Origin of the sequence: Pseudomonas sp. 58 R 12, from assembly GCF_900005865.1 — a bacterium.
Classification (GTDB): domain Bacteria; phylum Pseudomonadota; class Gammaproteobacteria; order Pseudomonadales; family Pseudomonadaceae; genus Aquipseudomonas; species Aquipseudomonas tritici.
Genome location: NZ_CVTP01000019.1, coordinates 246874 through 258806, shown reverse-complemented (window position 1 = coordinate 258806; position 11933 = coordinate 246874). Strand labels below are relative to the sequence as shown.

15 protein-coding genes are annotated in these 11933 nt (G+C 61.3%); 8 read left to right on the top strand and 7 right to left on the bottom strand.

Annotated features, from left to right (window positions below; genetic code table 11):
* Positions 1-66 precede the first annotated feature (66 nt).
* From BFP95_RS16830 to BFP95_RS16815, 4 genes are all read left to right on the top strand, one after another.
* Positions 67-663, top strand: coding sequence for a class I SAM-dependent methyltransferase (locus BFP95_RS16830; protein WP_065882137.1), 597 nt, complete (start codon positions 67-69; stop codon positions 661-663).
* A 122-nt stretch (positions 664-785) separates the two neighbouring features.
* Complete coding sequence (rnd, locus tag BFP95_RS16825; protein ID WP_049709462.1) at positions 786-1919, top strand: ribonuclease D; 1134 nt, start codon at positions 786-788, stop codon at positions 1917-1919.
* A complete protein-coding gene (locus BFP95_RS16820) occupies positions 1916-2209 on the top strand; it encodes a YcgL domain-containing protein (RefSeq protein ID WP_003189597.1) in 294 nt (97 codons plus the stop codon). Before rnd ends, BFP95_RS16820 begins: the two co-directional genes overlap by 4 nt.
* 107 nt (positions 2210-2316) lie before the next feature.
* Entirely contained in the window at positions 2317-3249 is a 933-nt protein-coding gene (locus BFP95_RS16815; protein ID WP_065910457.1) for a D-2-hydroxyacid dehydrogenase, read from the top strand.
* 32 nt (positions 3250-3281) lie between these two features.
* On the opposite strand, the gene BFP95_RS16810 is transcribed toward BFP95_RS16815, so the two are convergent.
* Positions 3282-3866: a nitroreductase family protein gene (locus BFP95_RS16810; RefSeq protein ID WP_065882139.1), complete on the bottom strand. Its 585-nt coding sequence runs from the start codon at positions 3864-3866 to the stop codon at positions 3282-3284.
* A 154-nt stretch (positions 3867-4020) separates the two neighbouring features.
* Here BFP95_RS16810 and BFP95_RS16805 point away from each other — a divergent pair, with 154 nt between their 5' ends.
* Positions 4021-4470 carry a YcgN family cysteine cluster protein gene (locus tag BFP95_RS16805; protein WP_065874809.1) on the top strand — a complete coding sequence of 150 codons (450 nt, stop codon included), beginning with the start codon at positions 4021-4023 and terminating at the stop codon, positions 4468-4470.
* Positions 4471-4482: 12 nt separating this feature from the next.
* The gene (locus BFP95_RS16800) at positions 4483-5700 is read left to right on the top strand and encodes a hypothetical protein (protein ID WP_065882141.1); all 1218 of its coding nucleotides are present in this window, start codon (positions 4483-4485) and stop codon (positions 5698-5700) included.
* Positions 5701-5820: 120 nt separating this feature from the next.
* Here the strand turns inward: BFP95_RS16800 and BFP95_RS16795 are convergent, their stop codons facing one another.
* The 3 genes from BFP95_RS16795 to BFP95_RS16785 form a co-directional block, all read right to left on the bottom strand.
* Positions 5821-6162 (bottom strand): YgaP family membrane protein, encoded by a 342-nt coding sequence (locus tag BFP95_RS16795; RefSeq protein ID WP_065882142.1) that lies wholly within the window; start codon positions 6160-6162, stop codon positions 5821-5823.
* A 68-nt stretch (positions 6163-6230) separates the two neighbouring features.
* Positions 6231-6698 (bottom strand): RNA methyltransferase, encoded by a 468-nt coding sequence (locus BFP95_RS16790; protein WP_003189607.1) that lies wholly within the window; start codon positions 6696-6698, stop codon positions 6231-6233.
* A gap of 169 nt (positions 6699-6867) precedes the next feature.
* Entirely contained in the window at positions 6868-7242 is a 375-nt protein-coding gene (locus BFP95_RS16785; protein WP_003210675.1) for a YajD family HNH nuclease, read from the bottom strand.
* A 98-nt stretch (positions 7243-7340) separates the two neighbouring features.
* On the opposite strand from BFP95_RS16785, the gene BFP95_RS16780 reads away from it, so the two are divergent.
* Positions 7341-8261: a ParB/Srx family N-terminal domain-containing protein gene (locus tag BFP95_RS16780; RefSeq protein WP_065910456.1), complete on the top strand. Its 921-nt coding sequence runs from the start codon at positions 7341-7343 to the stop codon at positions 8259-8261.
* 45 nt (positions 8262-8306) lie between these two features.
* Here BFP95_RS16780 and BFP95_RS16775 read toward each other — a convergent pair whose 3' ends face one another.
* The gene (locus BFP95_RS16775) at positions 8307-8993 is read right to left on the bottom strand and encodes a spermidine synthase (protein WP_065874813.1); all 687 of its coding nucleotides are present in this window, start codon (positions 8991-8993) and stop codon (positions 8307-8309) included.
* Between the two features lie 78 nt (positions 8994-9071).
* Between BFP95_RS16775 and BFP95_RS16770 the strand changes: the two genes are divergently transcribed.
* Positions 9072-9350: a hypothetical protein gene (locus BFP95_RS16770; RefSeq protein WP_065910455.1), complete on the top strand. Its 279-nt coding sequence runs from the start codon at positions 9072-9074 to the stop codon at positions 9348-9350.
* Here the strand turns inward: BFP95_RS16770 and BFP95_RS16765 are convergent.
* On the bottom strand, positions 9347-9820 hold the full coding sequence (locus BFP95_RS16765; RefSeq protein ID WP_049709454.1) for a cyclic nucleotide-binding domain-containing protein: 474 nt from the start codon (positions 9818-9820) through the stop codon (positions 9347-9349). The genes BFP95_RS16770 and BFP95_RS16765 overlap by 4 nt on opposite strands.
* A 70-nt stretch (positions 9821-9890) precedes the next feature.
* Positions 9891-11933, bottom strand: a complete 2043-nt coding sequence (locus BFP95_RS16760; RefSeq protein WP_065910454.1) for a S9 family peptidase — start codon at positions 11931-11933, stop codon at positions 9891-9893.

Sequence of the window (11933 nt, the reverse complement as noted above, 5' to 3'; positions counted from 1 at the left end):
TCACGTTCTGCTGTTTAAGCTGCCAATCAAGGTCGTTCACTACCGTTCTACTGACATGAGCCCGCGATGCCGTCACCACCATCCTCCATCGAGATCGAATACGCCGAGCGCTGTGACCGTGAGCACGCTCGGGTCTGCGGCGATACGCGCCCGCCGGGACTGCGGCGGCGCCTGGCGTCGTGGCGCGACGAGTGGCTGGTGCGCCAGGCGTTGAAAGTCGCCGGTGAACCGGGGCTGGTGCTCGATCTGGCCTGCGGTTCCGGGCGTTTCTGGCCGGTGTTGGCCGAACACGTCAACCGGGTGATCCTGGCATCGGACAATTCCCAGGACATGCTCGACCACGCACGCAGTCACCACCCGGCGTCCTTGCTCAAGCGAGTCAAGACGTTTCAGGGCTCGGCTTTTTCCATCGGTTTGTCGGCGAATGCAGTGGATTGCATTTTCTGCCTGGAGTTGTTTCGCCATGTCCCCAGCAGCGAAGGGCGCTTGGCGTTACTGCGCGAATTTCACCGGGTCAGCCGCGACACGGTGATCGTTTCTGTCAATTCTCGTACCGCCGTAGAGGACGAGTTTCGGCAGGCCGGCTTCAAGGTCCTGAATCATCAGGAATTCATGCCAGGCTCAAGCCTGTGGCGGGTCTACGTACTGCGTAAGAGAGGATAAGTCCCGCCTGTCGGACTATTCTTCAAGTCTTGTATGAGTTTTCATGGTCGCCTCTGCACTGCGGATGCTCGCAAGTCCCTTTCGCGATATATACTGCGCGCCATTCTTCAAGGGAGAGCCGTGTGGCCATCGATATTCACTGGATCTGCGACAACGATAGCCTCGGCCAGCATTGCGCCGAATGGCAGCAGTTGCCATTCGTCGCCCTCGACACCGAATTCATGCGGGTCGACACCTTTTATCCCATTGCCGGGCTGATCCAGATCGGTGATGGCGTGCGCGCTTACCTGATCGACCCCCTGACCATCGACAACTGGCAACCGTTGGCCGCCCTGCTGGAAAACCCGGCGGTGATCAAGGTGGTGCACGCTTGCAGCGAAGACTTGGAAGTGTTGCTGCGCCTGACCGGCAGCCTGCCGGTGCCGTTGTTCGATACCCAATTGGCTGCCGCTTATCTGAATCTTGGCTTCTCCATGGGCTATTCGCGCCTGGTGCAAGCCGTGCTGGATATCGAACTGCCCAAGGGCGAGACACGTTCGGACTGGCTGCAGCGACCGTTGTCCGAGACGCAGATCAGCTACGCCGCCGAAGACGCGCTGCACTTGGCCGAGGTGTACATCCGCCTGCGTCCGCAGCTGTCCGACGATAAATACGCCTGGGTGTTGGACGACGGTGCCGAATTGGTCGCCAACCTGCGCCGCGAAGTCGACCCGTACGAGGTGTACCGCGACGCCAAGCTGGCGTGGAAACTCTCACGTGCCCAACTCGCCGTGCTGCGTGAGCTGTGTGCCTGGCGCGAGCAGCAAGCCCGCGCCCGTGACCTGCCGCGCAACCGCATCATCCGCGAACACTCGTTGTGGCCCCTGGCCAAATCCCAGCCGGATAACCTCGCCGCCCTGGGCAAGATCGAAGACATGCACCCGCGCACCGTGCGTCAGGACGGCCAGTTCCTGCTCGACCTGATCAAACGTGCCGGCAGCGTGCCGATGGACCAATGGCCACCCGCCGTTGCCGAGCCTTTGCCGGTGGATGCCGCGGCGTTGATCAAGCAACTGCGCGCCTTGGGCCAAACGTTCGCCGAGCGCCTGGACATGGCACCGGAATTGATGCTGCGCAAGAAAACCCTCGAGGCCCTGGTCAAAAGTGGCTATCCCGATGGGCCTTATAAATTGCCAGACTCGCTGCGTGGCTGGCGCCGCGAGTTGATGGGCCAGGCGCTGCTCGACAGCCTGGCCACTGCCGGAGAACAGCCTTGAAACGTATTTGCTCCATCTATCGCAGCAAGAAAAAAGACGGGATGTATCTCTACGTGCTGAAAAGTGATGCCTTGGAGCGCGTGCCTGAACCCTTGATGGAAGCCTTCGGCAAGGCGCATCACGCGTTTGACATGGTGCTGACGCCGGAGCGCAAACTGTCCCGTGAGGACATCGCCGTGGTCCTGGAAAACCTCGACAAGCAGGGCTACCACCTGCAAATGCCGCCGGCCGAGGACGAGTACATCGAACACTTGCCCGAAGAGCTGCTGCGCCGTAACGACCCGATGTGATGGGTGAGTGCCCTGTTCAGGGCACAGTCTTCAATGGAATCGTATAAGTGGGCGGTGGCCGTAAGGATGCGGGCGGCCGTCCGTATTGTTTTTGAAAGGTTTGAACCATGCGTGTTCTGATTGCTGAACAGGATCACCCGCTCTACGCCCGATTGCTGGGTGACCTGGCCCCGGACCTTGAGGTGCTGACCAGCGGCGACTCCGCCGAACTGTCGCGCCTGGCCGCTGATTGCCCGGTATGGCTGGGCCAGCCCGACCTGCTGGCGACGTTGTTGCGCCAGGGCCATCACCCGCAATGGCTGCAGTCGACCTGGGCTGGCATTACGCCGCTGCTGGCTGAAGGCTTGCCGCGCGACTACCGCCTGACCCGCGCGGTCGGCATCTTTGGCCAGGTCATGGCTGAATTTGTCCTCACCTATATGCTCGGCCACGAGCGCGAAGTGTTGGCGCGCCTGGTCAGCCAGGTCGAGCGCAAGTGGGACAACCGCTTGGGCCAGAGCCTGGCGGGGCGCAAGGCGTTGATCGTCGGCACCGGCGATATCGGCCAGAGCGTTGCCGGGTTCCTCGTGCCGTTTGGCGTGAAGCTGTATGGCATCGCAAGCGAAGCGCGTGAGCAGGCACCGTTTCTCGAAGTGGCTGGGCTCGACCAACTGGGCCGGCTGGTGGGGGAGGTGGACTACGTGATCAACCTGCTGCCCAACACGCCGAACACCCATGATGTGTACGACGCAGCGCTGTTCAAGCAATTCAAGCCGACGGGGTTGTTTATCAACGTCGGGCGCGGTGTGGCGGTGGTGGATGCTGACTTGGTCGAGGCCTTGAAGGAAGGGCATTTGGCGGGCGCAGTCATCGATGTCTGCCGTCAGGAGCCGCTGCCGCAGCGTCATCCGTTCTGGACCGCCTGGGGGTTGTTGTTGACGGGCCATAGCTCGGCGCCGACTTCGCCGCAATTGATGGTGGAGTTGTTCCTACAGAACCTGCGCGCGTACCAGGCCAAGGAAGCGCTGCGCGGCGAAGTGGATTTCGACCGCGGTTACTGACACAACGCTCCCACAGGGGATCTCGGCCAGGTTTAGAGGCTGAAATCACCTTCCGACACCAGCTCGCTCAACGGCCGGCGCGGGCTTGGCACTTCACGGCCTTGCAGGTATTCCGGCAAGGTCGACTTGTCACCCAGCTTGCCAATCGCCACGGCTGCATGCAGCGCATAACCGTCTGGAATCTTCAGCTCTTTGCGGGTCAGCTCCTGATCGAAGCCGGCCATGCCGTGGGTGTGCCAGCCGCTGAGGCTGGCTTGCAACGCCAGGTGGCCCCAGGCCGAACCCGTGTCGAAGGTGTGCCACAGCGCCGGGGTTTCTTCGGTGGCGCCCGGGGCGGTGAATTCGGTTTTCGACGCGATGATCACCAGGGCCGACGCGTGTTGCGCCCAGCCACGGTTGAATTCATTCAGCAAACCCAGGAAACGCTCCCAGTCCGGCGTGTCGCGGCGCGCGTAAAGAAAACGCCATGGCTGTGAGTTGTAGGCGGACGGCGCCCAGCGTGCGGCTTCAAAGAAACTCAGCAGGGTTTCCTGGGAGATGGTTTCGCCGGTGAAGGCGCGGGGTGACCAGCGGTCGGTGAACTGGTTATGGATCGGATAGTCGGCAACACGTGTCATGGAGCAGTTCCTGATCGTCAATTCGGCGTTCAAAGTTACTGCGCGCCCACTAGACTGACAAGTGGTGTTACACCGCCAGTCGTAAGCGCTTGGCCCCAGGGGCCGTGGGCACTAGACTGGCGGCCTTTTCACCTACCGATACTGATGTAGAGCCATGGCCGCCAAAGTCGAACCTTTCTGGATACGCAAAACCCTTGAACACCTCGACCAGGAGGAGTGGGAGTCGTTGTGCGACGGCTGTGGCCTGTGCTGCCTGCAGAAGCTCGAGGACGAAGACGACAACAGCGTCTATTACACGCGTATCGCCTGTAAACTGCTGGACCTGAACACCTGCCAGTGCACCGACTACCCCAACCGCCGTGCGTCGGTGCCGGACTGCATCCAGCTCACCCCCGGCCAGGCGGATCAGTTCAAATGGCTGCCGCCGACCTGCGGCTATCGTCTGGTCAGCGAACGCAAGGACCTGCCACTGTGGCACCACTTGGTCTGCGGCGACCGTGATGCTGTGCACCAAGAACGCATTTCCCAGTCCGGGCGCATGCTCAGCGAAGGCAGCGTGCCCGAGGACGACTGGGAGGATTACCTGATTTTCCGTGCGGGCTAAAAAGGAGTGTGTATGAAGGGGGGGCGGCTGGGGGTGAGCCTGGTACTGCTGGCACTGAGCATGCCAGCGTGGAGCGCGAAGAAAATCGACTTGGATTATCACGTCAAACTCCTGCCCCAGAGCGATCAGGCCGAGGTGCGCGTAAACCTGTCACAGGGCTCGGCGGTGCGCAGCCTGAACTTTGACCTCGGCCACGACGGTGACTACAGCGACTTCAAGGCCGATGGCCAGTGGAGCATCACTGAGCACCGTGGCCTGTGGCAACCCAGCGCCAACAAGGCCAGCCTGACCTACCGCGTGCGCCTCACCCACGCGCGCAAGCCCGGCATCTATGAAGCGCGCATGACGCCGAGCTGGGCGCTGTTTCGCGGCGAAGACCTAGTGCCCCCGGCGCGGCTCGACCAGCAAGACGGTGTCGAGTTGGTCTCCCGGCTGGTGTTCGAACTGCCGGCAGGCTGGAAAAGCGTCGAGACCGTATGGCCGCGTATCGGCAAGAACAAATTCCGCATTGATAACGTCTCCCGCCTGTTCGACCGGCCCACCGGCTGGATGCTCGCCGGTACCCTCGGCAGCCGTCGCGTACGCCTGGGCGAGACGGAAGTCACCGTGGCCTCGCCCAAGGGCCAGGCCATGCGGCGCATGGATGTGCTGACGTTGCTGACTTTTGTCTGGCCGCAGGTGGAAGCAGCGTTCCCGCGTCATCCGGCCAAGCTGCTGGTGGTGGGCGCCAGTGACCCGATGCGCCGTGGTGCGTTTGCGGCACGCGACTCGATCTACCTCAATAGCCGCACGCCGCTGGTCGGCGAAAACGGCAGCAGCGCGTTGATCCGTGAAGTGGTGCAGGCGATTGGGCGCTTCAACGATCACGACACCAGTGACTGGGTCAGCGAGGGTTTGGGCGAGTATTACGCAATTGAACTGCTGCGCCGAGCCGGAGGCATTACTGATGAGCGGTATGAGGCCATCCAGGCGCGCCTGGCGAAGGAAGGCAAGGACGTGACCAGCCTGCGCGGCGAGCACGCCAGCGGCGCGACGGTGGCACGGGCGGTGGTGGTGTTGCAGGAGTTGGATCGCGAGATTCGGGTGAAGACCCACAACAAACGGTCGCTGGATGACCTGGCTCAGGCGGTGATGCGGACAGACAGCATCACCACGGCGGAGTTTGTAAAGCTGGCTGAGAGCATTATTGGCGAGCCCTCAGTGGTGCTCGACAGCAAATTATTGCGTTGACGCAAATCATTGTGGGAGCTGGCTTGCCTGCGATAGCGGTCTATCAGCTACTGAACCAGCAACCTGACACACTGCTATCGCGGGCAAGCCCGCTCCCACATTTAACCGAGTTCGGCTGGACTACTTGGTTGCTTTTTCAGCCGCCACTTCCGCCTTGGTCTTCAAGTTCTGCAACTCTTCCCCGGCCCGCTCGATCTTCGCACGTACCGTGTTCATTTCCTGGCGGCCCTGTGCAAGTTTGTCCTTGAGCGAACTGTGCCCGGTGAACCCACGCGCCAGCGCCACACCGCCGATCGCCACTTGGATCAAGCCGAAAATCCCGCCACGGCGCAGGCCTTTGCCCACCATCATCACGCCACCCGCCACCGAGCCGATGCGTTCCCAACCGTGCACGTTTTGCTGCGGCTGCGTTTCAAACGGGGTGTGTTCGATGATAGGGCGCAAGGTTTTGCTGTCGCTCATGATCTGTCTCCAACGTTGGCTAGTGATATGTAGCTGACTGCTGGCACTTGCCGGATGTTCCGAAAAAATCAGTACTTGGGGCCCGAACGGGTGTTGTTGCCCTTGGCCAGTCGATCGTAGAGCACCACGTTGACGGTGGCGGCGAGGTTCATGCAGCCGGTGGTCGGGATGTAGACCACGTCTTCGCACCAGTCGCGGATCTCTTTGTCGAGGGAGCCGTCTTCCGGTCCGAAGATGTACAACGCGCGGTCGGGGTGGGTGTATTCAGGCAACGGGCGAGCGCCTTCCACCAGCTCCACGGCGACGGGGATGCAGCCCAGGGGCAGGATCTTTTTCAGGTCATCAATGCCGATCAGCGGAATGTCATGGTGGACTTTCTTGGTGTCGGTAATGAAATCCCGGGCGCGCTCGTAGCGCACGCCGGTGTAGAACACCGAGGCCACGCCGTAGCAGCCGGCGGCACGCATGACCGAGCCGACGTTTTCGGGGGATTTGGGGTTATACAGACCGATGCAGCTGTAGCGTTTATTGCCCACGGGGAAGGGTGCCTTGGAGGAAAACGGCGATTATACGGCCTGGAAGTGATGCATTGCTTGGGCGATCGCCTTCGCGAGCAAGCCCGCTCCCACATTTTGATTTGTGAACACCTTCAAAATGTGGGAGCGGGCTTGCTCGCGAAGAGGCCAGACCAGGCAAAGAAGATCTTCAGTCGTCTTTCTTCATAAGGCCAGCCAACGCCGCAAACGGGTTATGCGTCGCCTTGGCAATCGTCGGGCTGCTGGTGGAGCCTTCGCCGAAGTACTGCTGGTCGGTGTAGCGCGAGTGTTCGTTGTCGTGGCAATACAGGCAGAGCAACTCCCAGTTGGAACCGTCCTGGGGATTGTCATCATGATTGTGGTTGCGGTGGTGTACGGTCAGCTCACTCAGGCGTTTGCCGGCGAACTCACGGGCGCAGCGGCCGCACACGTGGGGGTACATCTTCAAGGCTTTGTCGCGATAGCCCATTTCCCGGTCGCGCTGGGCATCGGCGAGGATACGATCCAGCTTGGCGGTGTGGGAGGGCGGGTTGGTCGAGCTCATCATGGCTCCTGGCTATTGGGTGGTTCACGGATAAGGTTGATTCTAGCCGCTTGCGTTGTAAATGACCGCTTCACTTTATCGATAAGGAGCTGAACATCATGCGTCTGCAATCATGGACTGTTGCGTTGTTGCTGTGTGGGGTGGTTGCCCAGGCCCAAGCGTTCTCCACGCCAAAGCCCGGCCAAGTGATCGAGGTTGCACTCGAACAATTGCACCCGACCCAGGCCGTGGTGGGCTTCGACCAGGTCTATTACAGCCTTGGGCTGTTCGCCGACAAACCCGCCAAGGCCTTCGATGAGTACTGCGAAACCAACGGCCAAGGCGAAGCTGACAAAGTGCCCAAGGACGCAGAACTGCACAAACCCTCCAGTTTCACCTGCAAGGACCCGGTGGGCACTCATCCCGAGGACATGAAAACCGTGGTGGTCGGCCCCGCTGGCCAGCTGTACCTGACCGACGGTCACCACAGCTTCACCACTTTATGGGAAGTGCCCGGCGGTGGCCCTCGGTTGAAGATGTGGGTCAAGGTGACCGACGACTTTAGCAGCAGCCCGACTTTGGCGAGCTTCTGGCAGCGTATGGAAGCAGCGCGCAAAGTCTGGCTCAAGGACAACAGGGGCCAGACGCTGCCGCCCGAGCAGTTGCCCGCGCACCTGGGCTTCAAAAACCTGCAGGACGACACCTTCCGCAGCCTGGTGTATTTCACCCGCAAGGCGGCCTATGGCAAGCCGGACGCTGGGGAGATCGCACCGGAGTTCCTGGAGTTTTACTGGGGCAACTGGTTACGTACGCAGATTGACTTGAGTGCCTTCAATCTGAACAAGAAGGGCGGCTACAAGGACGCCATTGAGGCCGTTGCTAAGCGGATGGTCAGCCTGGCGCCGGGGTCGCAGGTCGGGGATAGCGGTTTTACCGCCCATCAGCTGGGTGGCATGCCGAAACTGGATCGGGATGAGCTGGAAAAAACCGTCGACAAAAAAGTGCCGTACGTGATCGATTACCGCAATTCCCAAAACTGACGCCGATCAAAAATGTGGGATCTTTGGTGTCCTGACAATCGCGGCTCAACTCTTGAGCTTCTCCGCAATCCAGATGGTGTGCCGCGTGCCCTTGTTGCCATGGGCAAACACCTGCACTTCCTCGGCCTTGAAACCGGCCTTGCGCAGTTTGTCGCTGAACAGCTTGTCAGCGCTGGCCGACCATACGGCCAGCACGCCTTTGGGGCGCAGGGCCTTGGCGCAGGCGGCCAGGCCACCGGCGGAGTACAGCCAGCTGTTGGCTTTTTGCGTGAGGCCTTCGGGGCCGTTGTCGACGTCCAGCATGATCGCGTCAAAGCCCTGGGGCTCGACTTGCAGCACCTTGGCCACATCTTCCATACGGATCACTGTGCGCGGGTCCAGTAGCGGGCGGCCGGATTTTTCTCCCAGCGGCCCACGGTTCCATTCCACGACGCCCGGCACCAACTCTGCAACCACCACTTCGGCGGTCTTGCCCAGGTGCTTCAGGGCTGAAGCCAGGGTAAACCCCATGCCCAACCCGCCGATCAACACCCGCGAATCCGGGCGCCCGGCGACCTTGCGGCAGGGAATTTCCGCCAGGGCATCTTCGGAACCGTGCATACGTGTGTTCATCAACTGGCCGCCGTCACCGCCCTGGATCTTGATGACAAAATCTTCACCGTATTCGAACAGGCACAAGGCACCGCCGTTGTCGGGGATCGGGGTGGTGTCGAGCAGAACGAAACGTTTCATGGAAATCTCATTGGGAAGGGCATTCTTGCGCGGTTGGGAGTAGCCTTGTGACATTCCGGTCAGGCCATGGAGCCATCGATGAAGTGCAGCATTCTAACGGTCATTGTGTTGAGCGCGCTCGCATCCGGTACAGCGCAGGCTCAAGAGTTGCAAACCGTACCGATCGCGCCGGCCCCTACGCCAGGTGCGCCGGGCACCCCGACGCCGACGCTGTACCCGCAAGTCACCCCGCCGACCGTGCCCAAGACCAACGGCTCGCCGCCCTTGGCGCCTATCGTGCTGCCGACGCCGCCGAAGGACCAGACGGTGCCTGGACTGCAGCAAAACGACAGCAAACCGAAGACGCCCGGCGGTTAAAACTGCTGCGATAACAATTGCCCATCGGCCATGCGCAGGCGCTTGGACAGGGCGATGGCAATCGCGCGGATGATCTTGGCGGCAACCCTGGGGGTTTCGTTGAGCATCTTTTCCAGGGCGTCCTTGCCCAGGTTGAGCAGCACGCAGTCACTGGCCGCCACGCAACTGGCGGAGCGCCGCTCGCCATCAAGCACCGCCATTTCACCAAAGGCCCGGCCACTGCGCAGGGTAGCGATGGTCAGGCGTTGGCCGTCGCTGTTGGTTTTTTGCACCGCCACCTGGCCGCTGTGGATGATGCACATGAAAGTGCCGGCGTCGCCCTCTAGGAAAATCGCTTCGTCACGGGCAATGCTGCTGATATTGAAGTAGCCGGCGGCGACATGAAAATCTTCCGGCAATAGCGGGTCGAACAGGCCGCAGTCCATGAGCATGTCGCGGATTTCGTCGTTGAGAAGCGTGGGTAGTGTCATGGCTGCAGTATTGATCCATCAATCATGTAGGGCGGTCCTGTGTTCAGACAGAACCGCCGCCCTAAGTTCCTTAAACCAGCCCCAGTGCCTTGAACACAAAGCCATATTCGAGTGCTACGTCACGTAATCCCTGGTAACGACCGCTCATGCCACCATGGCCGGCGCCCAATTCGGTCTTGAGCAGCAACAGGTTGTCGTCCGTCTTGGTGTCGCGCAGCTTGGCCACCCACTTGGCCGCTTCCCAATACTGCACGCGACTGTCGTTGTAGCCGGCGATCACCAGCATGGCCGGGTAGGCTTGGGCGCTGACGTTTTCGTACGGCGCATAGGCCTTGATGCGCGCATACACCTCGGGCTCTTGCGGGTTGCCCCACTCGTCGTACTCGGTGATGGTCAACGGCAATTCCGGGTCGAGCATGGTGTTAAGCACGTCGACGAAAGGCACTTCGGCAATCGCCGCCTGGAACAGCGCCGGACGCTGGTTAAGCACGGCGCCGATCAACAGGCCGCCGGCACTGCCGCCGCTGATCGCCAGTTGTTTGGAGGTGGTCAGGCCCTTGGCGATCAAGTGTTCGGCGCAGGCGATAAAGTCGCTGAAGGTGTTCTGCTTGTGCTCCTGCTTGCCATTGCGGTACCAGGCCTCGCCCAGCTCACCGCCGCCGCGCACATGCGCAATGGCGAAGGCCACGCCACGGTCGAGCAGGCTCAGGCGTGCGTGGGAAAACCACGGGTCGAGGCTCGAACCGTAGGCGCCATAGCCGTACAGGTACAGCGGCACCGGCTTGCCCAACTGGTCGCGCTTGACCACCAGGCTGATCGGCACCTGTGTGCCGTCCGCCGAAGTCGCCCACAGGCGCTGGCTGACGTAATCGTCGGCATTGAACACGCCAAGCACCGGGGTTTCCTTGAGCACCTGCTGTGCGCCGTTGGCCAGTTCCAGCTGGCGAACCTGGGCCGGGCGGTTAAGCGCCTCATAGCGCAGGCGTATCTTATCGCTGACAAATTCCAGGCTGTTTTGAACGTAGAGGCTGTAGGCGGCGTCGGGCAATTCCACTCGATAAGCTGGCACGCCTTGCGGGTGAACTTCGATCACGGGCAGCCCACCTATGCGCAGGCTCAGGGTCATGGCGCGGGCATTCAGGCTCACGCCGTCGAGCATGACGTCATCGCTGTGGGGGATCAGGTTTTGCCACTCTGCCTCGGTCGGCACGTCGCCAATGTCGGTCGCCACGAACAATGCGTAGTTGATGCCATCACGGTTGCTGCGGATAAACCAGGTCCACGCGCCATTCAACTGACCGTGGTCGACATCGTATTCATGGTCTTCGACCCGTGGCGCCAGGCAGGTAAAGTCCAGCTGCGGCTGGTCGGCGTCCAGCGCCCAGATTTCGCTGGTGGTCTTGCTGCCCAGCGCCAGCAGCAACTGGCGCTCGGAGCTGGAGCGGTAGCAATGCAGGAAGAAACGCCCGTCCGGCTCATGGAACACTTCCTGCGCCGCCGTGCCATCCAGGCGATAGCGGTAGAGCTTGTGCGGACGGTGGGTGTCGTCCAATTCGCCGAAGAACAGGGTCAGGCTGTCATTGGCCCAGGTCATGCTGCCGTCGCAGTCCTGGAACTCCAGTTCACTGACCTTGCCACTGGCCAATTCCTTCACGTACAGGGTGTAGACCTCTTCACCGCTGGTATCGAGGCTGTAGGCCAGGCGCTGGTGGTCGGGGCTGATGCTGAACGCGCCAAGGGAGAAGAAGCCGCCATTGGCCAGTACGTTCGGGTCGAGCAGCAATTCTTCGCTGCTGTCATCCACTTGGTTGCTGTCGTCGTCCGGGCGGCGGCAGCGGTAGTGGCGGGCGTATTCGTCACCGGCGGTGGTGCGGGTGTAGTACAGATACAGTCCCCAGGGCGAGGGCAGCGACAGGTCAGTCTCAAGAATGCGCCCCTTGATCTCCTCGAACAGGCTCTCGCGCAGCGCCTGCTGGTCGGCGAGCTGGGCTTCCTGCCAGGCGTTTTCGGCCTTGAGGTAATCGAGCACCTCAGCGCTGTCACGCGTTTGCAGCCAGGCGTACGGATCTGGGCCTTGGGCCTTGCGGGCAATCGGGGGTGTCGACATAGGCAT

Bases quoted from the DNA above. Each gene is read 5' to 3' on its own strand.
- BFP95_RS16830 (WP_065882137.1), top strand. From the start codon at position 67: ATGCCGTCACCACCATCCTCCATCGAGATCGAATACGCCGAGCGCTGT.
- BFP95_RS16815 (WP_065910457.1), top strand. From the start codon at position 2,317: ATGCGTGTTCTGATTGCTGAACAGGATCACCCGCTCTACGCCCGATTG.
- BFP95_RS16810 (WP_065882139.1), bottom strand. From the start codon at position 3,866: ATGACACGTGTTGCCGACTATCCGATCCATAACCAGTTCACCGACCGC.
- BFP95_RS16805 (WP_065874809.1), top strand. From the start codon at position 4,021: ATGGCCGCCAAAGTCGAACCTTTCTGGATACGCAAAACCCTTGAACAC.
- BFP95_RS16800 (WP_065882141.1), top strand. From the start codon at position 4,483: ATGAAGGGGGGGCGGCTGGGGGTGAGCCTGGTACTGCTGGCACTGAGC.
- BFP95_RS16795 (WP_065882142.1), bottom strand. From the start codon at position 6,162: ATGAGCGACAGCAAAACCTTGCGCCCTATCATCGAACACACCCCGTTT.
- BFP95_RS16785 (WP_003210675.1), bottom strand. From the start codon at position 7,242: ATGAGCTCGACCAACCCGCCCTCCCACACCGCCAAGCTGGATCGTATC.
- BFP95_RS16780 (WP_065910456.1), top strand. From the start codon at position 7,341: ATGCGTCTGCAATCATGGACTGTTGCGTTGTTGCTGTGTGGGGTGGTT.
- BFP95_RS16775 (WP_065874813.1), bottom strand. From the start codon at position 8,993: ATGAAACGTTTCGTTCTGCTCGACACCACCCCGATCCCCGACAACGGC.
- BFP95_RS16770 (WP_065910455.1), top strand. From the start codon at position 9,072: ATGAAGTGCAGCATTCTAACGGTCATTGTGTTGAGCGCGCTCGCATCC.
- BFP95_RS16765 (WP_049709454.1), bottom strand. From the start codon at position 9,820: ATGACACTACCCACGCTTCTCAACGACGAAATCCGCGACATGCTCATG.
- BFP95_RS16760 (WP_065910454.1), bottom strand. From the start codon at position 11,933: ATGCCTATGTCGACACCCCCGATTGCCCGCAAGGCCCAAGGCCCAGAT.